This is a genomic window from Pseudoalteromonas sp. P1-16-1b, from assembly GCF_001401785.1.
Taxonomy (GTDB): domain Bacteria; phylum Pseudomonadota; class Gammaproteobacteria; order Enterobacterales; family Alteromonadaceae; genus Pseudoalteromonas; species Pseudoalteromonas undina.
The window spans coordinates 1-25,242 of the sequence record NZ_LKGQ01000036.1 but is presented as its reverse complement, the minus strand read 5'-3'; the positions used below and the strand labels follow the sequence as shown (position 1 = coordinate 25,242).

Genomic DNA, 25,242 nt, shown 5'->3' with positions numbered 1-25,242 from the left:
AAACTCAAGTTTTATTTAACTCTCTGAGTAGCTCGTGCCTCGCTATGCGTTGGCGTTCCCCGTCTCAGTGGGGTCGCATTATAGGGAGATCCGAAAACAGATCAACCTTTTTTTTAGATCTTCTTACTGTTTGCTCAACTTTCAGGCAAATAGTATCAAAATGGTATGGAAAGAGCTTACTTTAGGTCGTTTTTTGCACTCTTATTAACTATTTACTATAAATTTCATTGCTATGTTCAATTAAGACGTTAAGATAGCAAGTTCACAATGTTAAATTAATGTTTATTTCCTGTTTATTGGTAGATCAAAATGAAATTACCCGATCAAAAATCTTTTATCTTTGCAGTTATTCTTGCTGTTGTTGGTTTTGTTATCGTTAAGTTTGCACTTGCAAGCCTAGCATTAGACCCTGCACTACTATTTGGTGCTGGTTTATTAATTGGTGGACTTGTCATTGCTGCAATGTCATCAGTAAGTGCAGAAGAAGCCGAAGTAAAAACAAAAACACTTTATGTTGGCAATCTTCCTTATCGCGCAAATGAAGGCGTTGTACGTGCTTTGTTCGAAGAGCAAGGCAAGGTATTTAATGTTCGTTTATTGAAAGATAAGAATACTGGCAAACGTCGCGGCTTTGGTTTTGTTGAAATGGCTCAAGCTGATGCGGATAACGCAATTGCTAAGTTAAATGATAGTGAGTTCCAACAACGTACTTTAAAAGTACGTGAAGCAAAACAAAAACAAGAAGATGATTCTAACTCTTATCGTTCAGAGTCGGATCAAACAGTGTAACTTGCTTAACGGCTAGTTTATCACTATATATATCAGCCGTTGCATAATACCGCAGCGGCTTTTTTATGCCTGCTTGATCATCGCTTAAATTCAGTAAAGATCTAACTCGCTTAGCAATAGCCGCACCAGAATCTAACAACTCTATATGTGCTTTAAAGTAATCACTAATTGGTTTAGCAAGAATAGGAAAGTGAGTACAGCCTAATACCAGCACATCGATATCTTTATTAATATTTAATCGGTTTAACTCAGCGTGCAGCTTTTCTATATCTAAGTATTGGGTAAAAAAGAATGTTTCTGCCAGGGTGACCAATTCAACACTACTATATAAGCTTGTAGTTATAAGTGAGGCATGCTCTTTAATCAGTGTATCCGTATATGAACTTGCTACTGTAGCAGGGGTTGCCAATAATCCAATATGCTTTGATTGTGTTATTTGTGCTGCGGGCTTAATCGCAGGTACAACCCCTACAATTGGAATATCTGTTATTTGACGTACCGCACTTAATGCAGATGTTGAGGCGGTATTGCAGGCTATAACAATTAAGTCGACATTGAGCGACTCATTTTTGATAAATTGGATTAGTCCACATAAGCGACTAATTATAGTCTGCTGCGACTGTGCACCATAAGGCAATAATGCATTATCCATGAAGTAACTATATTGAGCGTGAGGAATGCTTTGCTGAATATGCTCAAGTACTGTGGTTCCACCTATACCTGAATCAAATACCATGATGTGCGCTGACAAACTACCATTCCTACTCTTTACTTAGAACGGCAGTTTGCCATGAGGCTTTTATAAAAGAAAGTAGTTTTACTCAGCGTCTAGTTTTGCAGTAGCTGTGTTTAATTTATCTAAGTTTTCAAACATGGTGTTAGTGTAATCAACCAGTTTATCTATTTCTTGTTGATCTTGATTTAGCCATTGAATGATACCTGATAGCTGGCTTTCTAATCCTAGTGCTTGCGCTTTAGAGTAAGCCGATTTTAGATCATCATTAAAAGGTGCGACAGTTTCGGCAATGGCCTTTTCTGAGGTTGGCTTAATTTGTTCATACTCTTTAATAGCTGCCACAGTTTTGCTTTGACGTAAGTCCATTGAAAATGCCACCAGCTGTTCATTTCCTAAGCTGAGTTCTTGGGCTTGTTCAAATGCTTTATCTAAGTCGCCACTGAAAAAGGTTTTACTTACATCTTGTAACTCTGCCATTAAATCATTTATAGCTTGCTGTTCGTCTTCATTAAGCTCTCCATTTACTGACATAGAAAATGACAACTCACGAGACTCAGAAAATTGCGTACTAAATGCTTGTGAGCTTTCAGTTTGCTGATAGCGACTAGATGACTGGGATTGGTAAGCGTCTGCAAAACTAATACTCACCTCATCACCTTCTGCGGTGGTAAAAGTATAATCAGCGCTGTTACTAAGGTTCACATATTGCGATTGACTAACCGTTACGCTTGCTGGCTGAGGATTAAATAAGTTCTGCTCAAATTTATCAAGGCCATTAAAGATGCCCTCTTTTGATTTATCAATACCCTCTTCAAGCTCTTGATTAAATACGCCCATACCTTTTAATTCATCGACAGCTTCATCAACACCTGTTTGCACGCCTTTACGTGCCTGGTTGAGTATATCTTGTAGCTTGTCATCATCGGCACCATTGGCTTTGGCTTTTTTTACTGAGCTGGTCACAAAGTCTAAAACATTTTTGACTACTTCATTAAAATCAAATAATGGTTTGTCTTTTTTCGCTTCAGCAACCGGCAAGCCTAATTCTTTTGCCATTTTGTCACCCAATACGGCAGCAGCCAATTCTTTTCCGCGTTGCTGATAGCTAGTTGGTGGGGAGTCTATTTTAGGCTGTGGCATTGCTTGCTTAGTATTGTATTTATTGGCATTGCTGTTTGGAACAAAACTAAAGTTACCTATTTTCATGAGAAGACTCCTATTTAGACTTACTCTTTTATCGGCCAAGTAAGCCTATACTGTAGTAAAATGCTTAAAAAAAGCTCACTATATTTGATCAAAACTAGACAAATACGCTTCGCTCCCTACAATAGCGCCGATAAACAGATCCCAACGATAAGGTTATACCGTTAATGGCAGTTATAAATATAGATACCACGCAGTACGATGCACAATTAAATGAAAAAGAGCAGCGTATTACAGAGCAGTTTCAACGTTTCGGTGTAAAACAGTTAGAAGTATTTAGCTCTGAGCCTATTAACTACCGTCAACGTGCAGAATTTAGAGTATGGCACGATGGTGACGATCTGTTTCATATTATGTTTGATCAACAAACGAAAGATAAAATACGTGTCGATACCTTTGATCCTGCAGCTCCTTTAGTAGGTGAAGTTATGCAGGTAATGATTGATAACTTAAAAGGCTGCGAAGTACTGCGTCGTAAATTATTCCAAATAGATTATTTATCGACCCTCAGCGGTGAAATTTTAGTGAGCTTGCTTTATCACAAGCCACTTGATGAACACTGGTTAACTGAGATTAATGCCTTAAAGGAAAAGCTAAGTAGCCAGTACAAAATTGACTTTATTGGCCGTGCACGTAAGCAAAAAGAAAAATTAGGCGATGACTTTGTTACTGAGCGTTTAGTGGTAAATGGCCAAGAGCTAATCTATCAACAGGTAGAAAATAGCTTTACTCAGCCTAATGCGAAGGTGAATATTAAAATGTTAGAGTGGGCACAAGAGCTATGTAAACCACTAAACAATGATTTACTAGAGCTGTATTGTGGTAACGGAAACTTTTCAATTGCACTTGCGGGCTCATTTAATAAAGTGCTGGCAACAGAAATATCAAAATCGTCTGTGCATTCAGCGCAATATAATATTGCTCAAAACAAAGTAACTAACTTAGATATTATTCGCATGTCGAGCGAAGAGTTTACTCAGGCAATGAAAGGCGAGCGTACTTTCTCTCGCTTAGATGGTATTGACCTTCGTAGTTACAACTGCCAAACCATTCTAGTCGACCCACCTCGTGCTGGCATGGATACCCTAACGTGTGATTTAGTGGCTAACTATGAGAATATTATTTATATATCATGTAACCCAGATACGTTAGAGCGTGATCTTGATCACTTAACGCAAACCCATGAGGTTAAGCGCTTTGCAATATTTGATCAGTTCCCTTACACACACCATATTGAATCTGGTGTATTTTTACAGAAAAAATAAAATCTAATACTATAATACCAGCGCCTTGATAAGTGCTGGTATTTGCTCTTCACTAAATACTTTAACGTGATTCTTTACCAATAACTTAGCGGTCAGCCCCATGCCTTTTACTTTCACCCCACTATGGCTTCCATCATAAATTGTATTACGGCCACACGAAGGACTAGACTCTTTTAGTAAAGCAAAGCGAATATTATGCTTATTACAAAGGGCTAATGCTTTACTAGCGCCAGCTTCAAATGCACTTGTTACATCCTCAGCAGTATTTGTAATAACTCGATTTTGCTTTATCTCAGCGGGCGCTCTAGGCACGAGTAAACCACCAGCAATCTCAGGACAAAATACGATTAATCTATTTTGCTTTTGCCACAAATTAAGTTGAGGGTGCAATATTGTTTGGCCTTTACCATCATAACGAACTGGCAAACCTAACAAACAACTTGAGATTAAAATTTTTTCCATAATGAATTTTCTTCTCCAAATAAAAAAGCTCCTTTCGGAGCTTTTTTATTTCACTAAACTACTTATTTATTTGCTAAGTAGTTAATAAGTGCGCTTACATCTTCTGGCGATGAAATACCTGACTCGCCACCTAAGTTAAGCTTATATTTACCATTAACAATAAATGTTGGAACGCCACGCAGTGCCCCTTTTCCTTTAAAGTAATCTTGGTCGCGCTTCATTTTAGAGCTCAGTGTACGTACCGAAAAGCTTTCAAATAATTTATCAAATTTGTCGCCATCTACACCTTGCGCTAAAAATACATCTTTTACATCTGCAAGCTCATTAAAACGAGCACGCTTTGCGTGAATGTGGTCAAACATCGCTGAAATAATTTTATCTTTTTGCGGTAGTACTTCAGCAGTAGCTAGTGCTTGGCTGATCATGGTTTGATGTTCTGGGTCACGAACGCCCACGAAATCCACATGGCTTTTCTTGAACTTTACGTTTTTGTCTAGCTTAGGTTTGATCTCAGCAAGCAGTGGCTCCATGTTATTACATGCAGGGCAGTAAAAAGAGAAAAACTCTTTTACTTCTGGCTTTCTGGTTGCACGATCAGAGACGACATCATAATGTACGCCCTCTTCGTAAGTGGCAGCAAAACTGGTTGCAGCTAAAGGGAGTAATACAGCAAGCAACCCTGCTTTAACTAATTTGATCATTATTATGGTGCTCCAAAAATTATAGTTTTAGTAAAAAGCTAATTAACTCATCAAGTTCTTGTTGGCTCTTGATTGTATTAATATTGATTTTATATTTGTCATTTACGATAAATGTAGGTACGCCAGTTAATGCGCCAAGCTCAGAATATTTATTCTGCTTATCTTGCATGGCACGTTCAGCTGCTATGATAGGCAAACTAGCAATATCATTATCAAATGTGCTGTTATCAATTGCGTTAAGCTCTAATAACTTCTTAACGTCTTTAATTTCTGTTAATGGTGCACGCTGAATATGGATGCTTTTAAAAATTTGCGCTGTTACTGCTTCGGCTTGACCATGTTTTTTTGCAATTAAGTAAGCAAAGCTCAGGTTACTTTGTGCTTGTGGTGAAACGCCCCCTAAAAAGTTAACATGATTTTTTACAAACTCAGCCCCTTCAGGTAAGTTTTCTGCAATCCCTTTTGCTACCGGCTCAAATTTAAAACAGTGCGGGCAATAGAAAGAGAAGAATTCGGTTACGTTTGGCGTTTTACTCTTTTCAACGTCAATCACAGTATATTGATTACCTGCTTCAAAGTTGGCAGCTAGTGCTGCGAAAGGTAAACATAGGATCAGTAAACTTAGTTTTAATTTTTTAAGCATGAATATCTCGTTATACTTCTTTTTTAAATAAAAATATTATGGCAATAATTTTAACGGGGCTTCTTGCAAAGCTGCAAGCTGTTCTTTAAGCGCTAAAATTTGTTGCTCCCAGTATTTGTCATCTGCAAACCATGAAAAGTTCCGTACAAAAGCTGGATCGCTCCAACGTTTTGCAACCCAACCCATGTAATGAATCATACGCATGGCGCGAAGCGGTTCGATCAGCTTCAGCTGTGAGTGATCAAAATCGCAAAACTCTTCATACGCATTCACTAAAGTGTCTAACTGTAACAGCTGTGTTTGTCGATCGCCACTGAGCATCATCCATAAATCTTGAATTGCAGGTCCTTGGCGGCTATCGTCTAAATCAACAAACATCAGCGCATCCCCAGCCCATAAAATATTACCAGCATGGCAGTCTCCGTGTAAGCGAATACTGTCTACATTTTTATATTGCAGCTGCGCTTGGGCAATAACTAAATCTAAAATAGTGTAAAAGGAAGTCTCTAGTCCCATAGGGACTAAATTACTTTTTTGTAAATGAACTTTAGCTGTATGCAGGTATTCATCACAACTAACGATTGGTCTTTGGGTAAAGGGCTGCGTTTTCGCTACTTGGTGCATGCGACCAATTAAACGCCCTAGTACGTCAAGCTGATCTAAATTATCGACTTCAAATAAACGCCCGCCTACACTTGGGAATAAAGTAAATAAATATCCTTGGTGTTCAAATAAGCTTTGCCCATTATGCTTTATTGGCGCAACGACCGGTACTTCTGCGGCTGCCAGTTCAAAAGCAAAATCATGTTCCTCTTGAATTTGTGCTTTGCTCCAGCGCTCAGGCCGATAAAACTTAACAACGTAACGTTTTCCACCCTCAGCTACAAATTGATACACTCGATTTTCGTAGCTATTTAGCGCTAGCAACCCTGACTCAGCGTAAATATCAACGCTTTCGATGGCATCCAAAATAAGATCTGGGGTTAAGTCAATAAAGCTAAATTTACTCATATACTTCTTATATAAAAGAAAAGCGGGAATATCCCGCTTTTTTGTTAATATCAGTGTTCGTCTTTTAATACAGACTCTTTATCGCGCTTTAAAAAAGTTACTTTGCTGCGATATTTGGTTATCGGGTTCGTTTATTGGCGACAGTACAAAGTTAAACTCGGTCATTGGCGCTTTTAAATCATAAGGGTCCATTACTAATGATAACGGCACATTATGCGATTCACCAGCGTTCACCGTAAAGGTGGTATCACCTATGTATTTATAGTTATCTAACCCTTTAACATCAATAGAGAATGTTTGCTCGTACTGTGCCTTATTAATCACTTTTAAGGTGTAGGTGTTTTCAACTAAGCCATTAAAATCGACACGATACAACTGATTGCGATCACGGATAATATCAAAGTCCATAGGTTTACGCATAGCTATATTGGCTACCAACGCACCGGTAAGTAAGACTAAAATAATACTGTAACCAATCAGCTTAGGACGCAGCGGATGAGTTTTATTCTCTGGGGTTTCCAAGTTACGCTCAGTGGTATAAGAGATAAGCCCTCGAGGATAATTCATTTTGTCCATTACGCCGTCACAGGCGTCAATACACGCGCCACAGTTTATACACTCGTATTGCAGACCATTACGAATATCAATCCCAGTTGGGCAAACTTGCACACACAAGTTACAGTCAATACAATCACCTAACCCCAGCTCTTTTGGGTCTTGTTTACGTGACCGTGGCCCGCGGTTTTCACCACGCGCTTCATCGTAGCTTACAGTAAAGGTGTCTTTATCAAACATTGCTGACTGAAAACGTGAGTATGGGCATATATGTAAACACATAATCTCGCGCATCCAACCCGCGTTACCATAAGTACAAATAGTAAATACAATAATACTAACTAAGGCATAACCGCCTACGTTAAAGGTTACAAATTCAGGGAGTAGTTCGCGAATAGGCGTAAAATAACCAACAAAAGTTAACGCGGTATACAAAGAAAATAACACCCAACTAGTGTGCTTTGCGGTTTTTCGCCAGAATTTGTCAAAATCCATTGGCCGTTGGTCTAACTTTTTACGTTGGTTAGCACTGCCCTCAAACTTTTCTTCAAACCAAATAAAAATAAAGGTCCATACTGTTTGCGGACAGGTATAGCCACACCATACGCGGCCATAAAAAGTAGTCACTAAAAATAGAGCAAACGCCGCAAGCATAAAAATAAATGCAAGAATAGTGAAGTCTTGTGGCCATAGGGTTAAACCAAAAATATTAAACTTTTGCTCCATTAGCTCAAACAAAACAGCTTGCTGGCCATTAAAGTTGATCCAAGGCAATAACATAAACGCTAGCATGCCTAAAAAGCCAATGCGTTGTCTTAGTAATTGATGAAGCCCTGTAACCGCACGTACATAAATGCGATTGCGGGGGTTAAATCTATCTTCTTGACGGCTCAGATCAGGTTTTTGGATCTTAACCTCTGTTGGTATGTTTTTTACTTTAATTTGCTTATCCATTGAAGTTCCTCAACGCCGCTAGGAAATAAAAATTCAGCAATCTTTTTGTACTTTTCGCCTAAGTGTAGCAACTTGCATGCTAAACATAATACGCTTTAAGTCGCACTTGTGTACTTTCAGATATTTCAGAAATATCTAACTACTGCCTCTTATTATACGCATATTAGCTAAAATTACTGACTAGATTGCTAATAATTTATTCAATTTGTGACTTGCTTTTAAGGTGTATTTTATTACACTTGCCGGCTACTAAAGTGTTGTTTGGATCAAGGTTTGTATATTTATGAAGAAATTTTTTATACTAGTGGTTGTGATCCTAGCATTTTTTACCGTTGATCATCCTTTGGTAAAAGAGCCGCGCGAACGGTTGCTCGGTGATGGTATCGGTTTGTTAAGCAGCTCAACTAAAGTAGATCGCTTTCCTGTAGCAACCATGACGAGAAATAAAGTGAATCAACAGTTAGCACTTTCTCGTTCTGAGCAAGACTATGTTGCTAAAACATTTACTACGGATGAATCAGTCAAGTTATTTGAACTACGCTATTGTCGCCAAGGTGATCTAAACCTCTATTTTTACGAAGAACGATTACTTACTGTATGTCGTATTATCAAAGAGTCATTAGCGCAAGCGAGAGTAAAGTAATGGATTTTTCTGGATTAAATAAAAAAGCAAGTAACTCATTTCATAAACATCGCACCATGCTTAAGCAATTGGCACAGGGTAAAACGTTAAAATGCGAACATTGTAATGGCGTATTAACCCTTAACTTAGCCACCAGCGAACCCGGTAAAGGAGTAATACAGTGCAAACAAGGTTGCACTGATATTGAATTAGAAATTGGCGGTTAGGTGTTAAGAACAACGTTTAAGCGCTAGAAAACTTACTCCTCCCACCCTTCATCAGTATACAAGCCACTGTTAAGCGCTACAATTTCGATAAGTTCAGCAAAACCTAATGCAAAGTCGCCCATTAACTCGTACTGCTGCTCACATAAGTGTAATTCATCAATATTATTTTGCTGTGCAATTTGCGTAATGATTGGTTTATCGAGAGCAAAAAAACTGAGCGTAGCCTGTGCGCTTTCAAGCGCTTGCTTATATTGAATGTCTAGTTGCTCACTTGCTAGTAACTTATGGGTATACGCTTGGCTTGCGGTTAAAAAACCCGCTGACCACTGCTGGCAAAACTCATATTCAAACTCAGCGGGTAACTTATAACCCAACTCAAATACTTGCTCACTCACCTGATGGTGTAATGCCATAAACAAAAATAACATGTCTTCATCAAGGTCGTTTGCTGTATCAGGGAGAATATTTTCTAACCATTGGTGAACTTCTAGCGGCTCAGGTGAACATATAACGCCAAATAAATAACCTTGGCTTTGGGTAAGGCTCATTGCGCCTGATTGGGTATTTAAAAACTCGCTGAGCAGCTTGGCATGCTGCTCAGTAAACTGAGGTATTTGCATTAAAACTCTTTATATAAAATATTAAAATTTAAGTGGGTAACGACCTTGGTTATCTGGTCTGCCTAAAAACTTCACCGCGTCATGAACTTCTTTGGGTAAAGTTAGATCAGGTTTAACATATCCCGCAACTTTAAAGTCAAAATTAGCCTTTAGTGTAGCATCTGCCTCAAGCCCTAATCTATTGTCTGGCTCGATGAGTATAGCAACATCGCCCGACTTACAACTTAATTTGCCACTGAGATCACCAATATTGAACCAACCAGTTAAACCTTGTACGTCAATATCAGGGCTGGCTATTTCACCTTGTAGTGATTGGCAATATGGCGCCCCAGAAACGTATTCATCAAGCTCTAAAATTACACGCCCTTTAGCAGTAACTGGTAACGGTAAATCAATTCGCTGCATTGCTCGCTCAACCGTTGAACGCACTACGGTATCAGTTATTTTAAGCTCATCATTTGCTAGTGAATAACTAATATCCGCATAGCCAGATATGTCACTGCGTTCGCGAGGGTTACCAAAACGTAAGTTAGTATTTACTTGAGCTTTAAATAACGACCAGCCAGATATATCCCAGCGTACATTATTTAATTGCTCACCTTCAAAGCGCAGCTGCATCACCTGCCCCTGCCACAACGTGCCAACTGTTTGTCCTATTTCTAGCTGCGGTGGAAAATACGGTTTAGCTAAATTTACAGCAACCGCAGCCGGTAATTTAATAACGCTAAAAACAATAAAGCTCATTAAAAAAACGATGGATAATATTATTATTTTTTTCATTAACTACTTCTCTAATACTAAACGGCTTACGCGTACATAACCGGATTTATCATCTTGGCTTAAATCTAGATTTTCTACGCTTAAACCATGCTGATTAACGAGCTCGTCAATCCATTGGATTAATAGATTAAACTCTACTGAGTCGAGCGTTAAACGAAGTGAGTTATCATTAGGCTGCATTTTACTAATATTAATGCTGTAACGGCCGCGCGTATTATTAACTATTTGGCTGAGATTTTGATTACTCACAGCTTGCGTTTTACCCGCGGCTTTGAGCTTAACAATACTCTCGTCTACCCAGGCTAACAATTCTTGCTGCTTTATTTGTGATTGCTGCGCTCGCTCTATTGCAGTATTTAAAGGCCTAAAAACCCCCATCACCAAAACAAAGATGATAAATACACCGCCTGCAACCATAATTAATTGTTGCTCTTGCTCTTTTAATGAACGCCAATATTGCATTAACTGCTGCTTCATTGTGCACCTCGCAGTCTGATTTCGCCGACGATAAAATCGCCATCATTATTTAACGAGCCCTGCTCAACAGTAACCCCTTGCTGCTCTAGAATGGCTTTAACCTTACCAAAAGTTTGAAAGTCTTTACCACGCGCTCGAATGCGCAATTCATTACGGCGTTTGTCAAAGCGTAATGTTTGTGGCGTAAACTCATTCACTTGCGAAAACACGCTAACCAATTTACTGGTTAAATCTAAAAAGCCAGCATCGCTAACACCTTGTACTTTATTCAATGCACCCTGTATTTGATTTTTAATTAAATGAGGGCGTACTCGTGTGCCGGGAAAGGCTTTTTGATATCGCTCTAAGACTTGCGATTTAGCTACTTCTAGCTGCGAATTAAGCTGATGCAATTCAACCGCTTTAATAGTCACACTTGATACCAAGGCAACCACACTAATTATGGCAGCACTTTTCCAGTAACCCCACCATAACGCAGTTTTCTTTTTAAGGGTGTAAGGTCCTTGACGCAAATTAAACTTAAGTTTATCAAGTTGTTTAGCAAATAATGCTAACGGTAACTCATAGTCACTTGTTTGCGGATATAAGTTAAGTGCTTCAGGAAACTGATCAGCAGGGCTGTAATGCTTGATATCTGGGTTGCCTAATGCTACAAAATACTCTTTTAGCCAACTGCTTTCAACCGCGCTAATATGCCAGTCACCTTGTTTAAAGAGCCACTGTTTATTAAGTTCGATGGCAGTAACACATGACTCTTCAGCGCCTGGCAATAGCAATGCATCCGGTACTATTTGATATGGGGTGAGTTGATGTTGTTCAAATACTTCTAACCAGTGCTCAAACCAATCACGGTTCGTTAGCGCAATCTTAATTGCATGCTGCTCATCAACCATAGTTGGCTCCCCAAGCGCGATATAAATGTCGTCTATATCGCATGCAAGATCTTCTTCGAGCATATAGGGCAATGCTTGCTCTAATTTACGGCTCCACTTTGTTGGCAGTGTCACCGTTTTTAATTGCACCTGGTCACATGGTAAAAGTACCACAAGTTCTCGGGTTAATGCTTTTTCAGTTAGTTCACTTAACTGATTGGCATTTTGTAGCTCGCCACTGGCTATTATTTCTTGTTCTTGTGGTGAGTATATTAACCAGTTAAGTAAATCTTGCTCGGTTTGACCCGTGCGGATCAACAGTATCTCTGTCACTGTACGCCTCCAAATTTTCGCGCCAGTATCGTTACCTCGCCATTGCTGGCATACAGTAATGTGGTCATCGAAAAACGCAAATCAACAAATTTTGCCTGCGTTTGTAATTTAAAATATTCACTTTTTAAACTAAAAAGCTTTTCTACTGCTTTGATATTTTTGCCGCCTTGTTGTTTAACAGACTCAAAAAACTCTTCAATATTATCAAAGCCATTTTCAGGTCGCGCTGCGATTACCGCTTGAGCACCCGAAACACTCAGTTCGTCTATTAGGCCACTGAGCAATAAAGCTTGCTCTTCAGTGACTGTATTAACATTAATTGAAAGTAACGTACTGCCTGGGATCACACAGACATAAGGCAACACCTTTTCCATCACTAAAGGGTTAAATCCTTTAATTAAACGCAGTTCAGATACCGAAGCAAATAGGCTATTTGCTGTCATATACGGAAACTGACGCGATAAATACTCGCCTTCTTCAGCTCCTGAGCGATACGTAATACTATTTTTATCTAACCAGTCAAAAACACTATCAGCCATACCTTCTTCAGACTCATCACTGGGTAAGTCTTCTATATTTTCTAATATGGCAAACAACGCTTTATGCGCAGGGTTCGTTTTATTAGTACTGTTTGGGTCAGGCTCAGCACCAAGCGCATTTAAGTTTAAACAGGCTTGTAAATCAGTTAACTGACCGCTTAACGTGCCGTTATCAACTGGATACTTAACATCACCTTGCTTTGCCCACGGCTGCGCTAAGGTGGTTTTTTCTGGATCGTCTTTTTTACTTTGAATTAAGCCTTTAATAGCTAATTCTTCAGCGCCATAAGCATACCATTTAGCCTGTTGCTGACTCTGCAAGTTAGTACTTCTTTGAACCTGTAACATTAAGTTCGCACTCATTTCTACGGCTAAAATAGCAGCCAGCGCGACAATAAATAACACAATAACTAACGCCGCGCCGCGTGATGTTTTTTGATTCATCAAGGCGTTCCTCGGCCATTTGGTTGCGATTGGTTAGTACCATCATTAACTGGTTTAGGTAACTCTTTACCGAGTCCTGGCACTAAAAAAACGCGCCTAATTGGTTCTGCGTTCATTTGCTTTAACGTTACAGCTACCGCTTTAGGTAACGCCTTAATTTGCCAGTTTTCTTGCCACTCTGCGTTACCATCTAAAAACTCAAACTTAAGCTCTTCTACGTCAGCTAAAACAACTTGGCTACGAGGCTCCATATTATCAAGTTGATCAACATAAATGCGATATACTCGTTCTAAGTTGTCATCAATTACTCGATAACCAACAGCTTGCAGCTCTGAGCGAGGAAGCAAATTAATGGGATTCATCCAACCATCACGCACAAAGGCAATGCCATCAAGCTGGCTTTCTAAAATGTAGCGCCCTGCAAGTAAGTAACTCTCTTGAAAATCCCCAGCTTCATTACGCACTTGACGTTTAGTCATTTGGCTAAAGTCTTGATCCATTAACCTAAAGGCTGTTTGTAACCCATTTAGCTCAGCAATTTTTTCATCTGATGCTTCTTTGGCACGCGTGGTGGTATCAAGTATTTGGTGGGTGGCCATAATAACAAACGCCAACACCCCTAGTGCCACCATCACTTCTAATAATGTAAAACCGCGCTGCTTCACTTATGGCTTACCTTTATTTAAGTAAGTACTTAACTCATAAATTGAATTTTCATACTTATCATCTGTAAACACATTAATAGTGACCTTTACAAAGCTCTTATCAGCAGTGGGCACAACATCTTGGCGCCAAAACCATTCAATCCCCGCCATCATCTCAGTGCCGCGGGTACCATTTTTACCTTGCCATTTCTCGCCTTTCGTTCGTTGTTCTACCAATACATTCTCGGCTACCCATGAGCCATACGTTTGCTCTTCAATACTCGATAAGTGATGAATATGCTCACCAGTTGCTTGCATTGCAGCAATACCCGCCATAGCACAAATACTTAGCGCAACTAAGACTTCTAATAAGGTAAAACCTTGGTATTTTTTCATTATTGGGGCTCTCGACGAAAATCAACTGGCGCTGCAAATTTACCTTCAATAAAATATACCGGCTCCGCCTGATCTTTTAACTCAAGCATAAGCTGAAATGCACTTACATCAGCAGAGGATAAAAGAAGTACTTGAGGAACTTTTAATTTTTTAAGTTCTAATAAACTATCTTCATTATCGCCACTCATTAACTCACGCCAGTTAGACTGCTCTAATAAGTTATCTTGTGCCCAAGGTAGGTCTTCTAGATTAAGTGTTACTTTAAATTGCTGGTCAAACTCAATTGGTTTAAATAACTCTTCCCGCTCAAAGCTGGTCCACTTTTCGCCATCAAACACTAAAAACTCAAGCGTATTTTGATCAACTAATAGACCTAACTCTACCTGATTAAGTACGGCAAATTCCGATGCGGCATTAATGGTGGTATGCAGCCTACTTGCTTGCTTATCTAGCTCTTCCTCTGCGCCGCCATCTAAGCTGTATACCACCATTTTGGTGGCAAAGGCGATGATCACCAATACCACTAAAATTTCTATTAAACTAAAACCAAATTGCTTCGCACTCAGGTGCTTAAGGTTTACCCGCATGGTAAACCCCAATCAACTAAGTTTAAGCGTATGATTAAGTTAATGCCCATTACTGTTTATCTTCATCCCAGTTACCAATATCATCATCGGTAGCCGGTTCGCCATCGGGTCCCATAGAAAAAATGTCAAACTTACCAATCTCTCCTGGGCTAATTAGTTGGTAATTATTACCCCACGGATCTTCTGGTAATTTGCTAATAAAGCCACCATCAGGGAAGCGCTTTGGAATGGGCTCAATACTGGTTTTAGTAACTAATGCCTCTAAACCTTGCTCTGTACTTGGGTAGCTTTTATTTTTAAGCTTGTACAAACTCATAGCATCTTCTAACTGCTGAATATCTAAATGCGCTTTATCAATAGCCGCTTCTTCTTGCTGCCCCATAATATTAGGTGCCACAATCGACATGATCATCCCGATGATAACCAATACCACCATCACTTCTAATAAAGAAAAACCTGATTGTTTATTCACGTTATTACCTCGTTATTCTAAAAACACTAAGCAAAAATGATTTAAGTAAATCATTAATATAAAAAATAATTAAAGGCCAACAGCCTTATTCATCGCCATAATAGGTTGCAAAATTGCCATTACTATAAACAGTACAATGACTGCCATAGAGGCAATCATTGCGGGTTCTAATAATTTTAATGACACATTGACCATACTTTCAAACTCGCGATCTTGATTGTTAGCAGCTCGCTCTAACATTTGCTCAAGTTCACCAGACTTTTCACCACTGGCTATCATATGCAGCATCATTGGTGGAAACAACTTAGTTTGCTGCAGTGAAGCACGTAGGCTTGCCCCTTCACTTACTCTTTCTGCGGCATCAGCCACAGCTTGTTTGATTTTTTCGTTAACTAATACCCCACCAGAAATACGCATTCCTTCTAGTAGCGGTACTGAACTTGACGATAAAATACTTAAAGTACGAGCAAAGCGCGCGGTGTTAATCCCTCTGGCAACCTTACCTATGCCGGGCATATGTAATACTTTTGCATCCCACCAAAACCGTACCTTAGGTTTTTTAAGCGCATACTTGATTCCAACCACGGTAGCGGTGATCACCAGCAAACTTATAAACCAGTAATTTTGCACAAAATGACTACCTGCCATAACCCACTCGGTAGTCCAAGGTAAAACTTGTTTGGTTTTTTCGAACGTTTTTAATATTTTAGGTACTACGGTACCTAATAACACCGAAACAATACCAATAGCAAACACCACCAAAATAATCGGATACACCATAGCCTGCGTAATTTGACTGCGCATATGTTGGCGCTGCTCGGTATAATCAGCTAGCCTGTTGAGCACTTGATCTAAGTGACCTGACTTTTCACCTGCCGCGACCATAGCGCGGTATAAATCGTCAAATACATGCGGAAACTCACTCATCCCATCAGCCAGGGTATAACCTTCCACTACTTTGGAGCGCACCGACATTAACATACGTTTTAAGCGTGGTTTTTCACACTGCTCAGCAACCGCCATCACCGCCCCTTCTACAGGAAGGGCAGACTGAATTAAGGTTGCAAGCTGACGAGTGATCAAAGCGAGATCGGCAGTTGATATGGTTGGTTTAAATAAAGAACCGAGTAAAGGTACTTTTTGACCTTTAACTTGTTTGTCATCTTGCGCAGCAGGCACCACCTCAAGTGGTGTGAGCTTTTGATCGCGCAGAAGCTGACGAACTTGCTTAGCTGTATCGGCTTCTAAAATACCTTTTTTTTCTTTTCCCCGGCCATCTAATGCGCGGTATTCAAACGCTGCCATAGCTAGCCTTCCTCACGCGTTACGCGCAGTACTTCTTCAAGCGTTGTTTTACCTGCAAGCACACGGCTGCAGCCATCTTGACGAATGCTTGGGCTGTGCTTACGAATGTATTTCTCTACGCTTTGCTCACCTTTACCGCTGTGGATCATTTCACGAATGGTTTCGTCGACAACTAATAACTCGTGAATACCAGTACGACCTCGGTAGCCATTAAAGTTACACTCTTCACATCCTACCGCGCGGTAAATCGTCGGTGCATTGTCAAACGGTACGCCGAGTAATTCACATTCACGCTCATCTGCAACGTGACCTTCTTTACAGCTATTACATAGAGTACGTACTAAGCGCTGGGATAACACGCCGAGTAATGAAGACGATAATAAAAACGGCTCAACGCCCATATCTTCCATACGAGTGATTGCACCTGAGGCGGTATTAGTATGTAACGTAGACATAACTAAGTGGCCAGTAAGTGATGCTTGCACACCAATTTGGGCTGTTTCTAAATCTCGTATTTCACCGACCATAACTACATCAGGATCTTGACGTAAAATGGCGCGCAGACCACGGGCAAAGGTCATATCAACCTTGGTATTAACCTGTGTTTGGCCAATGCCAGGAATTTCGTACTCGATTGGATCTTCAACCGTTAAAATATTGCGATCCCGCGAGTTAATTTGGCTCATACCTGCATATAGCGTGGTACTTTTACCAGAGCCTGTAGGGCCTGTTACTAAGATTATACCGTGAGGCTTGCTAATTAAGTCGGCAAACAGCTCTCGGTTTCGAGCTGTCATACCTAAGTCTTCTAGATTTAAACGTGCATTGTTTTTATCAAGCAAACGCAGTACCACGCGCTCACCAAAGCTCGATGGCATAGTCGACACACGCACATCTACAGCGCGCCCAGCTATACGTAAACTAATACGGCCATCTTGCGGTATGCGTTTTTCTGCAATATCGAGTTTGGCCATTACTTTAATACGCGATACCAGCAAAGAGGCTAGTTTACGATTAGGCTTTAGAACTTCTTTGAGTACGCCATCCACTCGAAAACGAATAACCAGCTCTTGCTCAAATGTTTCAATGTGGATATCAGAGGCACCTTCTTTAATTGCCTCACTGAGCATGGCATTAATCAGCTTTATAATAGGTGCATCGTCGTCACCAGCAAGTAAGTCTTCAGTTTGAGGTAGCTCATCAGCTAGTGAGAATAAATCAACCTCATTACCAATGTCTTCCATCATTTGCTGAGTTTCTGAGCTATCACGTTGATACGATGCTTCTAGTAATAGCTCAAACTTATCATCTTCTAGTTGCTCAAGTGTAAAGCCATGTCCTGCAATACGGCGCACTTCTAATAATACATCAACATCCAACTCGCCACGGTAGTAAACAACTCGGTTATCCTTATGTTTACTAAGTAACGCACCCACTCGTCTGGCATATGAAAACGGCAAACGTTTTGCAGGCAGTTCAATTAAGTCATCTTGAGCAAGCTGTTCATCATTACTGTGAGTAATTGGATGAACAACATCTTGATTAATATCTTCTATCGCATTAGTCATCATTACGCTCTTGTGCATTTTGTTTGCGTAAATGCTCTTCGTACGTAGGAGGTAGCACTAGTTCGTCATTCCACTCAGGTAAAATAGGCGTGTCTGACTTTGGCATCAAATTAATACCATCTTCACGTTTTTTAAATTGCTCGCCGCGAATAAAGTTATATTTATTAAAGCTAAGTTTATTCATGCTAACGCCATCGCGAATAATGGTCGGTCTTATAAATACAATAAGATTACGCTTACGCTTCGTTGTATTAGTTGACTTAAATAAGTGCCCTAAAATAGGGATGTCGCCTAGTAATGGTACTTTTGACACGCTTTCTTGCACATCTTCATCTATCAAGCCGCCTAATACCACCATGCCGCCATCATCGGCCATCACGGTTGTTTTAATTGCGCGTTTATTGACTGAAATATCAACTGCTGTTGCACCACTTACACTGGAAACTTCTTGCTCAATGGTTAATTGCACTGCAGAACCATCGTTAATTTGTGGTGTCACTTTAAGTTTTATACCCACTTCTTGACGCTCAACCGTTTGAAATGGATTTTCATTGTTACTACCTGTTTGTGAACCGGTAATAATAGGCACTTCTTGACCAACTAAAATAGACGCCTCTTCGTTATCCATAGTGGTAATAGATGGAGTCGCTAGGATATTAGAATTAGTATCGGTAGATACTGCTTGTACGATTGCACCCCAGTCATTTTTAATTACCCCCATGGCCAAACCATTAATGCCACCAAGTAATGATGCAAGCGGGCCGTAATCGCCTTCAGTTGTTTCATCATATTTGGTGACAGTACCTGATTCAGTACCAATAATGTTTTTAGTCACCGTTTTATCACGGGCTTGCTCAGCCGCTACGGCTAAAGAGCCAACAGGTACTGTTGTACCGTTGTTAAATTGCAGCATGCCGCCTTCTTCTGAAATCCATTGCAGGCCAAAGTTAACGCCATCGCCTTCCATTACTTCAATAATAATGGCTTCCACTAGCACTTGTGCGCGGCGAATATCTAAGCGCTCAATAACAGATTCTAGTGAACGCATAGTATCTGGCTGGGCGGTAATGACTAATGAATTTGAATCTGGGTGAGCTTCAATGCTAGTGTCGTTTTTATTACTACTACGTGATTTAGTAGCTCCACCTTGCGTGTCCTCTGCTAGCGATTTGCTCACACCTTGGAGTACTTTTACTAAATCTTCGGCCTTTGCGTAGTTGAGGTAAAACACTTTAGTATTACCTTGGCTTTCCAGTTCGCCATCTAAACGTTTAATGAGCTCAATGGCCCGTGTGCGTGCTTGGCCTTCACCACTAACAATCACACTATTAGTACGACCATCAGCCACCACTTTAGGAATTAAAAACTCAGGTACGCTACCCTTACCACTGTCTTTGTATATATTCTCTACTACAGAGACAACATCATCAGCCGTTGCGAACTTAAGCTTAACGATATCGACTCGCTTATCACCCGCTTGGTCAACAGAGCGAATAATTTCTACTAAGCGGTTAACCGAGGCTGCATGACCAGTTAGCATCATTACGTTGGCCGCATTAAAGTTAGCAACGTGACCGCCGTCTTTTTGGTCGCTAAATTGGCGAACTAAAGGACCTAATTCTTGTACGCTTACATTTTTAACTCGCACAACCCGTGTAATCATCATATCGCCAAGCGCTTGGCTATCAGCAGTAATTAATGGCACGTTTGATTTTTTAGCATCTGAGCTTTTTTCTATTTTTATTATGTTGTTATCCATTTCGACGGCTGAATAACCGTAAACTTCTAAAACATTTAAAAAGAACTGATAGTAAAGTGCCTCATCCATTAATTCGTAACTACGTACATTTACTTTGCCACGCACGTTAGGATCAATAATGATGGTTTTATTAAGGTTTTTGCCAACAATATTAATAAACTCATTAATATCTGTGCCCTTAAAGTTAGCAGCGTATTCAACAGCAGCAACCGACATAGAAAGACTTGCCGCTAAAAAAAGTGCTGCATACTTAGCTAACCCTTTTTTAATTTTTTTGAGGTGTAGCACCTGAACCATTATGTTAAAACTCCAAAGCTAAGTTATTGCAGACTAAATAGTACATCTATTTGCTCACCATCACGCTCTATTGTGATAGTTGCATCTGTACTGTTTCGCAGCTCATTCATTGCTGCCATTGCCTGTTTTAAATCTGTTAATTGATAACCGTTAATTGCCACGGCTAAATCGTTATTTTGTAATCCCATTTGTTTAAATAGTTCGGGCTCTTTACCTGGACTCAAACGATAACCTATAAGTTCCCCATCATTCATCGCTTGAGAAACACGTATATAATCAAATAGCTTGCCAGGTTCTTCTAAAAGCTCTTCGCGAGTTTCTATTAATGCTTCTTTCACCTCAAGGTTGGCAGTGGCATCAATTTGTTCATCGCTTTGTGCTGAAGGCGCTAAAGGCCCCATTTCAGACTCATCTCGCGCAGCGAGTACCGGCATAGACACTGTTTTGGTAAAGTCGAGCCCATCAAGCATTAAGGTTTCAAAGCGACCACTTACATCTAGAATCACACGATCTGGGAGTATTTGCGATACTTTTGCACGTGTACCTTGCACCACATCCTCTACTAAATAACTCGTCTGGCGACCTTGCGACTCAATAATAGCCATTCCCGCCTTATCATCATTACTAACAGCAACGATACCGGTTAAATTAATACTAAGACGCGTTTCAGGGGCATTATTAATGACTTTAGTTTGCGAAGCAGTATTGGTGTTTTTTGTTACATTTACTTTACCAAATAAAAATTGCTCAATGATCGAGTCTACAGACTGGTTATTGCCACCCATAGTTTGGTTAGAATAGCTGATAGGGGCAAGAGGAGACATTACTGGCTGCGGCCATAATAGCCACATCAGTTTTGATAATAAAAATGCAATATAAACAACAACTAAAACCATAACCATTGCGCTTAATTTCGCATGCGGTAAACGGTTTAATAACTGCTTAAATTGTTGAACGTGCTGTTCCATAGGTAGTGTTCTTATTTTAATTTATAACGAAATCACTCAGCCATAGTACCTTTTCATTTTTCATTCAACAAGCACGCTAATATTAAACTTTGTAAACAGATTAATTTATTTATCGTATCAGCTATCAAGCAATAGCTACATGCGGTAACGGTTTCGTGATAATTTACCTAGGCAGTAAATTTACTAGGGATGTTTTATGACAAAGAAAACTAAACTCAATGACAGCTCAGAAAACGCTGACGCACTTAAAGTGAGGTTGGACAAATGGTTATGGGCGGCTCGATTTTATAAAACGCGTGCAATAGCTCGAGAAATGGTACAAGGCGGCAAAGTACATTATAATGGGCAACGCAGTAAGGCTAGTAAAATTGTAGAAATTGGCGCAGTTATAAAGCTAGCTCAAGGCGTTGATGAAAAAACCATCACAGTATTAAATATACTTGAAAAGCGCCAAAGCGCCCCCATTGCACAGACCATGTATCAAGAATCTGATGCTAGTATTGCTAAGCGTGAAGAAAATAGTATTGCACGCAAAAATAACAGTTTCTTTGCTCCTCATCCGGATAAAAAACCAGATAAAAAGCAAAGGCGCGAACTTTTAAAAATGAAATCAAGTTAGGTATAGCCGCTCATGCAACAAGATTTACTTCACCGCTATTTATTTGACAACCTCGATGTTCGTGGCGAACTCGTACAAATAGACAACGCTTACAATGAAATGATTGCGAAACACAATTATCCAGAGCCCGTTAAAGCATTATTAGGTGAGCTGCTTGTTGCAACCTGTTTATTAACAGCAACGTTAAAGTTTGAAGGCGAAATTGCAGTTCAACTACAAGGTGATGGCCCCGTAAAATATGCGGTGATCAATGGTGATGATCAACAAAATATGCGTGGTATTGCGCGATTACAACATGAAGTTACTGGCTCAACGGTAAAAGAGCTCATTGGCCAAGGCTACATGGTTATCACGATTACTCCAACTCAAGGTGAGCGTTACCAAGGTATAGTACCTTTAGAGCATGATACATTAAGTGAATGTATAGAAAGCTATTTTGAGCAGTCTGAGCAATTAAAGACGCGCCTTTGGTTTGCAACTGATACTGAAGAAGGCAGCGCCAAAGCATGTGGGCTATTTTTACAAGTGCTACCTGTAGATAAACAAAAATCGATTGAAGATTTTGCTCACTTAGAAGCACTCAGCAATACTATTAAAGATGAGGAGCTACTAGAGCTTGATGCCAATACTATTCTAACGCGCCTTTATCATGAAGATAACCCACGCGTATTTGACCCTCAACCAATTCAATTTAAATGTGGCTGTAATCGCGAAAAAACGATGACAGCTTTAGTTAATGTTGGTCAACAAACGCTTTTGGATGATGTCGAAAAAAATGGTGAGATTAAAATTAGCTGTCATTACTGTTTAAAAGATTATGTATTTAACGAACAAGATATAAAAAGTATATTTAATTAATCTAGCTTTTTAAAACACACTATAAAATAGCCATAATTTTTTATGGCTTTTTTGTGCCCAAAAAATGACACCGGTATCACAAGCTGAGCATTTTTCATGACACCGGTATCATTGAAATTATTCATGTTTTTTCCTTAATTTATATGTTTTTACGGCGTTTATAAGCTCGAATATCCTTAATCCATCTGTTACTATATTTGCAGCTTAAAGGTTACTAAGACCCAGAGCTATCCCGTTCAATCTCACACAATTTAGGTATAAACATGACTTCAAGCGCTACCCGTTTTGTCGATCTAACTGCAGCTGAACTTGTCGAACACGCTATCAGCCGTGGCGAAGGGACTTTAGCCGCCAATGGTGCTTTTGTAGCTAACACTGGTCGTCGTACCGGTCGTTCTCCAAAAGATCGTTTTATTGTTCAAGAATCAAGTACTGAAAATGAAATCCAATGGGGTAATGTAAATCGCCCATTCGATGCAGATAAGTTTGACGCCTTATGGGCACGTGTAGAAGCACATGTGCAAAGCAACGACCACTTTATCTCTCACCTTGAAGTAGGCGCTGATCCAGAGCACTACCTTCCAGTGGTTGTAACAACAGAAACTGCTTGGCACCATATCTTCGCTAAAAATATGTTCATCCAACCACAATCATACAACAAAGCCGACTTTCCTCAGTGGCAAGTAATGAACGTACCTTCGTTTGTATGTGATCCAGAGCGCGATGGTACCAATAGCGATGGCACAGTTATTATTAACTTTGCACAACGTAAAGTGTTACTTGCTGGCATGCGCTACGCGGGTGAAATGAAAAAATCGATGTTCTCTGTGCAAAACTTCCTACTACCAGCGAAAGGTGTATTACCAATGCACTGTTCTGCTAACGTAGGTGAAGCAGGAGATACCGCATTATTCTTTGGTTTATCTGGTACAGGTAAAACAACATTATCAGCAGATCCAACTCGCTTCTTAATCGGTGATGACGAGCACGGCTGGGCACCAGGTAGTGTATTTAATATCGAAGGTGGTTGTTACGCTAAATGTATCGACCTTTCTCAAAAGAACGAACCTGTTATCTGGGATGCTATTCGATTCGGTACAATTTTAGAGAATGTGGTACTTGATGAAAACCGTGTTCCTGATTTCAACGATACCAGCCTAACTCAAAATAGCCGTGCAGCTTACCCACTAGAGCACGTTGAAAAACGTAAAGTTGAAAACCGCGCAGGTGAGCCTAAGGCTGTTGTTTTCCTAACATGTGATGTGAGTGGTGTACTACCGCCGGTATCTGTACTAACCGAAGAAGCTGCAGCATTTCACTTCCTAAGTGGCTACACAGCAAAAGTAGGCTCTACAGAAATTGGTTCTACTAGCGATATTGAATCAACATTCTCAACCTGTTTTGGTGCTCCTTTCTTCCCACGTCCTGCAGGTGTATACGCAGAGCTTCTAATGAAGCGTGTACGTGAATTCGGCGCTAAAGTTTACCTAGTTAACACTGGATGGACAGGTGGCCCTTACGGTATTGGTAAGCGTTTTGATATTCCAACAACACGAGCTGTTGTGGATGCTATCGTATCTGGAAAATTAGCCGGTGTAGAAACCCAACACATTGACGTGCTAAACCTAGACGTACCAGTTGCAGTACCGGGCGTAGATAGCAAGCTTCTTAACCCAATCAATACCTGGGAAGACAAAGCTAAATACGCAGAGTATGCGGCTAAGCTAGCATCTGATTTCACAGAAAATTTTGCTAAATACGACGTATCTGACGAAATTAAAAACGCAGGCCCTAAAGTTTAATAATCACCTTTAGCCTGATAATTAAAACGCCAACCTTGAGTTGGCGTTTTTGATCCTATCTATTTTACTTCAGCAACGTAGTTACTTTAATAATTGCTGATAAGCCACCTATTAGCTAAAACGTTTCCCTATGTTTTGTGCATTTCTTAATAAAGGCTCACCGAGTGCCTATTAAGCTTTAAAGTAGCAGTTACTAGTTTGTATATCTCAAATTAAACGCTATTAAACTATGTCACATTAGTACAGTTACGGGTTGTCATCAGCAATGAAACAATACTGTAGGGTATACCTGTCCAATACCTCACTCTTTACCCTGTTAGAGCACATCAAACAACACTAGCTATTACTGGTAAACTCCTACGATCACAAGAAGGCTCAAGTCATTCGAGTCTTGCTTGCTTTTGGAGTGAGTGTGCTACTTAGTAGTGACCGCGCAGTAAAATATCGTAGTGCCTACAGCGCTAGAGAGCCACATAGCAAGGTACATTTAATGTTTTTAATGGGTTTCATTGGCTCTGAGGTTAACGTTACGCTATTTTGCCCATGGGCTTCGTGATACTCAACCCACGCTACGATGGTCAGGTTAACGCTGTGCAGCTGATAGCTGATAGCTGACGGCTGATAGCAGATATTTTCACTTTCCTGCAGACGTAAAAAAGCCCGACTCTTTCGAATCGGGCTTTCTCTTATTTGGAGCCTGGTAATGTCCTACTTTCACATAACAAATGCTACAC

28 protein-coding genes are annotated in these 25,242 nt (G+C 40.0%); 7 read left to right on the top strand and 21 right to left on the bottom strand.

Features of this window, described 5'->3' with window-relative positions; translation table 11 throughout:
- Positions 1 to 309 precede the first annotated feature (309 nt).
- Positions 310 to 789 carry an RNA-binding protein gene (locus AN392_RS17545; RefSeq protein ID WP_055013410.1) on the top strand — a complete coding sequence of 160 codons (480 nt, stop codon included), beginning with the start codon at positions 310 to 312 and terminating at the stop codon, positions 787 to 789.
- Here the strand turns inward: AN392_RS17545 and murI are convergent.
- Together murI and AN392_RS17535 are read right to left on the bottom strand one after the other, a co-directional pair.
- Complete coding sequence (gene murI, locus AN392_RS17540) at positions 752 to 1,540, bottom strand: glutamate racemase (protein WP_055013409.1); 789 nt, start codon at positions 1,538 to 1,540, stop codon at positions 752 to 754. The two genes, AN392_RS17545 and murI, sit on opposite strands and share 38 nt — an antisense overlap.
- Before the next feature lie 66 nt (positions 1,541 to 1,606).
- Positions 1,607 to 2,731, bottom strand: coding sequence for a DUF5610 domain-containing protein (locus tag AN392_RS17535; protein ID WP_010393043.1), 1,125 nt, complete (start codon positions 2,729 to 2,731; stop codon positions 1,607 to 1,609).
- A 164-nt stretch (positions 2,732 to 2,895) separates the two neighbouring features.
- On the opposite strand from AN392_RS17535, the gene trmA reads away from it, so the two are divergent.
- Positions 2,896 to 3,993, top strand: coding sequence for a tRNA (uridine(54)-C5)-methyltransferase TrmA (gene trmA, locus AN392_RS17530; RefSeq protein WP_055013408.1), 1,098 nt, complete (start codon positions 2,896 to 2,898; stop codon positions 3,991 to 3,993).
- Positions 3,994 to 4,002: 9 nt separating this feature from the next.
- Here the strand turns inward: trmA and AN392_RS17525 are convergent, their stop codons facing one another.
- From AN392_RS17525 to ccoG, 5 genes are all read right to left on the bottom strand, one after another.
- Positions 4,003 to 4,455, bottom strand: coding sequence for a DUF523 domain-containing protein (locus AN392_RS17525; RefSeq protein ID WP_055013407.1), 453 nt, complete (start codon positions 4,453 to 4,455; stop codon positions 4,003 to 4,005).
- Between the two features lie 62 nt (positions 4,456 to 4,517).
- Positions 4,518 to 5,156 carry a thiol:disulfide interchange protein DsbA/DsbL gene (locus AN392_RS17520; RefSeq protein ID WP_008113400.1) on the bottom strand — a complete coding sequence of 213 codons (639 nt, stop codon included), beginning with the start codon at positions 5,154 to 5,156 and terminating at the stop codon, positions 4,518 to 4,520.
- A 19-nt stretch (positions 5,157 to 5,175) separates the two neighbouring features.
- Positions 5,176 to 5,799, bottom strand: coding sequence for a thiol:disulfide interchange protein DsbA/DsbL (locus tag AN392_RS17515; protein WP_036980428.1), 624 nt, complete (start codon positions 5,797 to 5,799; stop codon positions 5,176 to 5,178).
- 36 nt (positions 5,800 to 5,835) lie between these two features.
- A complete protein-coding gene (locus AN392_RS17510; RefSeq protein ID WP_055013406.1) occupies positions 5,836 to 6,810 on the bottom strand; it encodes a serine/threonine protein kinase in 975 nt (324 codons plus the stop codon).
- Positions 6,811 to 6,888: 78 nt separating this feature from the next.
- Positions 6,889 to 8,319 (bottom strand): cytochrome c oxidase accessory protein CcoG, encoded by a 1,431-nt coding sequence (gene ccoG, locus AN392_RS17505; protein ID WP_010393031.1) that lies wholly within the window; start codon positions 8,317 to 8,319, stop codon positions 6,889 to 6,891.
- A 283-nt stretch (positions 8,320 to 8,602) separates the two neighbouring features.
- On the opposite strand from ccoG, the gene AN392_RS17500 reads away from it, so the two are divergent.
- Both AN392_RS17500 and AN392_RS17495 read left to right on the top strand, forming a co-directional pair.
- On the top strand, positions 8,603 to 8,962 hold the full coding sequence (locus tag AN392_RS17500; protein ID WP_010393028.1) for a hypothetical protein: 360 nt from the start codon (positions 8,603 to 8,605) through the stop codon (positions 8,960 to 8,962).
- Positions 8,962 to 9,168, top strand: coding sequence for a hypothetical protein (locus AN392_RS17495; protein WP_010393026.1), 207 nt, complete (start codon positions 8,962 to 8,964; stop codon positions 9,166 to 9,168). The genes AN392_RS17500 and AN392_RS17495 overlap by 1 nt, the downstream gene beginning before the upstream one ends.
- Positions 9,169 to 9,200: 32 nt before the next feature.
- Here AN392_RS17495 and AN392_RS17490 read toward each other — a convergent pair whose 3' ends face one another.
- The 13 genes from AN392_RS17490 to gspC form a co-directional block, all read right to left on the bottom strand.
- Positions 9,201 to 9,788 (bottom strand): UPF0149 family protein, encoded by a 588-nt coding sequence (locus AN392_RS17490; RefSeq protein WP_055013405.1) that lies wholly within the window; start codon positions 9,786 to 9,788, stop codon positions 9,201 to 9,203.
- 21 nt (positions 9,789 to 9,809) lie between these two features.
- A complete protein-coding gene (locus AN392_RS17485) occupies positions 9,810 to 10,568 on the bottom strand; it encodes a type II secretion system protein N (RefSeq protein WP_055013404.1) in 759 nt (252 codons plus the stop codon).
- Positions 10,569 to 10,571: 3 nt separating this feature from the next.
- Positions 10,572 to 11,045: a type II secretion system protein GspM gene (gene gspM, locus AN392_RS17480; RefSeq protein ID WP_010393021.1), complete on the bottom strand. Its 474-nt coding sequence runs from the start codon at positions 11,043 to 11,045 to the stop codon at positions 10,572 to 10,574.
- Positions 11,042 to 12,250, bottom strand: coding sequence for a type II secretion system protein GspL (gene gspL / locus AN392_RS17475; protein WP_055013403.1), 1,209 nt, complete (start codon positions 12,248 to 12,250; stop codon positions 11,042 to 11,044). Before gspL ends, gspM begins: the two co-directional genes overlap by 4 nt.
- Positions 12,247 to 13,233 carry a type II secretion system minor pseudopilin GspK gene (gene gspK, locus AN392_RS17470; protein ID WP_055013402.1) on the bottom strand — a complete coding sequence of 329 codons (987 nt, stop codon included), beginning with the start codon at positions 13,231 to 13,233 and terminating at the stop codon, positions 12,247 to 12,249. Before gspK ends, gspL begins: the two co-directional genes overlap by 4 nt.
- Positions 13,233 to 13,898, bottom strand: a complete 666-nt coding sequence (gspJ, locus tag AN392_RS17465; protein ID WP_010393015.1) for a type II secretion system minor pseudopilin GspJ — start codon at positions 13,896 to 13,898, stop codon at positions 13,233 to 13,235. The genes gspK and gspJ overlap by 1 nt, the downstream gene beginning before the upstream one ends.
- Positions 13,899 to 14,273 carry a type II secretion system minor pseudopilin GspI gene (gene gspI / locus AN392_RS17460; protein WP_010393012.1) on the bottom strand — a complete coding sequence of 125 codons (375 nt, stop codon included), beginning with the start codon at positions 14,271 to 14,273 and terminating at the stop codon, positions 13,899 to 13,901.
- A complete protein-coding gene (gene gspH, locus AN392_RS17455; protein ID WP_055013401.1) occupies positions 14,273 to 14,860 on the bottom strand; it encodes a type II secretion system minor pseudopilin GspH in 588 nt (195 codons plus the stop codon). The genes gspI and gspH overlap by 1 nt, the downstream gene beginning before the upstream one ends.
- A 49-nt stretch (positions 14,861 to 14,909) precedes the next feature.
- Positions 14,910 to 15,332 carry a type II secretion system major pseudopilin GspG gene (gene gspG, locus AN392_RS17450; protein WP_008113417.1) on the bottom strand — a complete coding sequence of 141 codons (423 nt, stop codon included), beginning with the start codon at positions 15,330 to 15,332 and terminating at the stop codon, positions 14,910 to 14,912.
- 69 nt (positions 15,333 to 15,401) lie between these two features.
- Positions 15,402 to 16,637 (bottom strand): type II secretion system inner membrane protein GspF, encoded by a 1,236-nt coding sequence (gspF, locus tag AN392_RS17445; protein WP_055013400.1) that lies wholly within the window; start codon positions 16,635 to 16,637, stop codon positions 15,402 to 15,404.
- 2 nt (positions 16,638 to 16,639) lie between these two features.
- Positions 16,640 to 18,205 (bottom strand): type II secretion system ATPase GspE, encoded by a 1,566-nt coding sequence (gspE, locus tag AN392_RS17440; RefSeq protein ID WP_010393003.1) that lies wholly within the window; start codon positions 18,203 to 18,205, stop codon positions 16,640 to 16,642.
- On the bottom strand, positions 18,198 to 20,261 hold the full coding sequence (gene gspD / locus AN392_RS17435) for a type II secretion system secretin GspD (RefSeq protein ID WP_010393000.1): 2,064 nt from the start codon (positions 20,259 to 20,261) through the stop codon (positions 18,198 to 18,200). Before gspD ends, gspE begins: the two co-directional genes overlap by 8 nt.
- A 23-nt stretch (positions 20,262 to 20,284) precedes the next feature.
- The gene (gene gspC, locus AN392_RS17430; RefSeq protein WP_055013399.1) at positions 20,285 to 21,229 is read right to left on the bottom strand and encodes a type II secretion system protein GspC; all 945 of its coding nucleotides are present in this window, start codon (positions 21,227 to 21,229) and stop codon (positions 20,285 to 20,287) included.
- Between the two features lie 196 nt (positions 21,230 to 21,425).
- On the opposite strand from gspC, the gene hslR reads away from it, so the two are divergent.
- Together hslR and hslO are read left to right on the top strand one after the other, a co-directional pair.
- Positions 21,426 to 21,848, top strand: a complete 423-nt coding sequence (gene hslR / locus AN392_RS17425; protein WP_010392996.1) for a ribosome-associated heat shock protein Hsp15 — start codon at positions 21,426 to 21,428, stop codon at positions 21,846 to 21,848.
- Between the two features lie 12 nt (positions 21,849 to 21,860).
- On the top strand, positions 21,861 to 22,706 hold the full coding sequence (gene hslO / locus AN392_RS17420; protein WP_055013398.1) for an Hsp33 family molecular chaperone HslO: 846 nt from the start codon (positions 21,861 to 21,863) through the stop codon (positions 22,704 to 22,706).
- On the opposite strand, the gene AN392_RS18790 is transcribed toward hslO, so the two are convergent.
- A complete protein-coding gene (locus AN392_RS18790) occupies positions 22,703 to 22,831 on the bottom strand; it encodes a hypothetical protein (RefSeq protein ID WP_008113428.1) in 129 nt (42 codons plus the stop codon). The genes hslO and AN392_RS18790 overlap by 4 nt on opposite strands.
- A gap of 138 nt (positions 22,832 to 22,969) precedes the next feature.
- Between AN392_RS18790 and AN392_RS17415 the strand changes: the two genes are divergently transcribed.
- On the top strand, positions 22,970 to 24,508 hold the full coding sequence (locus tag AN392_RS17415) for a phosphoenolpyruvate carboxykinase (RefSeq protein ID WP_010392990.1): 1,539 nt from the start codon (positions 22,970 to 22,972) through the stop codon (positions 24,506 to 24,508).
- Positions 24,509 to 25,242 lie beyond the last annotated feature (734 nt).

Excerpts from the sequence above, each read along its gene's own strand:
- gspI (WP_010393012.1), bottom strand. The coding sequence starts at position 14,273 with ATGAAAAAATACCAAGGTTTTACCTTATTAGAAGTCTTAGTTGCGCTA.
- gspF (WP_055013400.1), bottom strand. The coding sequence starts at position 16,637 with ATGGCAGCGTTTGAATACCGCGCATTAGATGGCCGGGGAAAAGAAAAA.
- hslR (WP_010392996.1), top strand. The coding sequence starts at position 21,426 with ATGACAAAGAAAACTAAACTCAATGACAGCTCAGAAAACGCTGACGCA.
- hslO (WP_055013398.1), top strand. The coding sequence starts at position 21,861 with ATGCAACAAGATTTACTTCACCGCTATTTATTTGACAACCTCGATGTT.
- AN392_RS17415 (WP_010392990.1), top strand. The coding sequence starts at position 22,970 with ATGACTTCAAGCGCTACCCGTTTTGTCGATCTAACTGCAGCTGAACTT.
- ccoG (WP_010393031.1), bottom strand. The coding sequence starts at position 8,319 with ATGGATAAGCAAATTAAAGTAAAAAACATACCAACAGAGGTTAAGATC.
- AN392_RS17520 (WP_008113400.1), bottom strand. The coding sequence starts at position 5,156 with ATGATCAAATTAGTTAAAGCAGGGTTGCTTGCTGTATTACTCCCTTTA.
- gspM (WP_010393021.1), bottom strand. The coding sequence starts at position 11,045 with ATGAAGCAGCAGTTAATGCAATATTGGCGTTCATTAAAAGAGCAAGAG.
- AN392_RS18790 (WP_008113428.1), bottom strand. The coding sequence starts at position 22,831 with ATGAATAATTTCAATGATACCGGTGTCATGAAAAATGCTCAGCTTGTG.
- AN392_RS17535 (WP_010393043.1), bottom strand. The coding sequence starts at position 2,731 with ATGAAAATAGGTAACTTTAGTTTTGTTCCAAACAGCAATGCCAATAAA.
- AN392_RS17500 (WP_010393028.1), top strand. The coding sequence starts at position 8,603 with ATGAAGAAATTTTTTATACTAGTGGTTGTGATCCTAGCATTTTTTACC.
- gspE (WP_010393003.1), bottom strand. The coding sequence starts at position 18,205 with ATGACTAATGCGATAGAAGATATTAATCAAGATGTTGTTCATCCAATT.
- gspK (WP_055013402.1), bottom strand. The coding sequence starts at position 13,233 with ATGAATCAAAAAACATCACGCGGCGCGGCGTTAGTTATTGTGTTATTT.
- AN392_RS17495 (WP_010393026.1), top strand. The coding sequence starts at position 8,962 with ATGGATTTTTCTGGATTAAATAAAAAAGCAAGTAACTCATTTCATAAA.
- trmA (WP_055013408.1), top strand. The coding sequence starts at position 2,896 with ATGGCAGTTATAAATATAGATACCACGCAGTACGATGCACAATTAAAT.
- AN392_RS17510 (WP_055013406.1), bottom strand. The coding sequence starts at position 6,810 with ATGAGTAAATTTAGCTTTATTGACTTAACCCCAGATCTTATTTTGGAT.
- gspC (WP_055013399.1), bottom strand. The coding sequence starts at position 21,229 with ATGGAACAGCACGTTCAACAATTTAAGCAGTTATTAAACCGTTTACCG.
- gspH (WP_055013401.1), bottom strand. The coding sequence starts at position 14,860 with ATGCGGGTAAACCTTAAGCACCTGAGTGCGAAGCAATTTGGTTTTAGT.
- gspD (WP_010393000.1), bottom strand. The coding sequence starts at position 20,261 with ATGGTTCAGGTGCTACACCTCAAAAAAATTAAAAAAGGGTTAGCTAAG.
- AN392_RS17485 (WP_055013404.1), bottom strand. The coding sequence starts at position 10,568 with ATGAAAAAAATAATAATATTATCCATCGTTTTTTTAATGAGCTTTATT.
- AN392_RS17490 (WP_055013405.1), bottom strand. The coding sequence starts at position 9,788 with ATGCAAATACCTCAGTTTACTGAGCAGCATGCCAAGCTGCTCAGCGAG.
- AN392_RS17515 (WP_036980428.1), bottom strand. The coding sequence starts at position 5,799 with ATGCTTAAAAAATTAAAACTAAGTTTACTGATCCTATGTTTACCTTTC.
- AN392_RS17525 (WP_055013407.1), bottom strand. The coding sequence starts at position 4,455 with ATGGAAAAAATTTTAATCTCAAGTTGTTTGTTAGGTTTGCCAGTTCGT.
- AN392_RS17545 (WP_055013410.1), top strand. The coding sequence starts at position 310 with ATGAAATTACCCGATCAAAAATCTTTTATCTTTGCAGTTATTCTTGCT.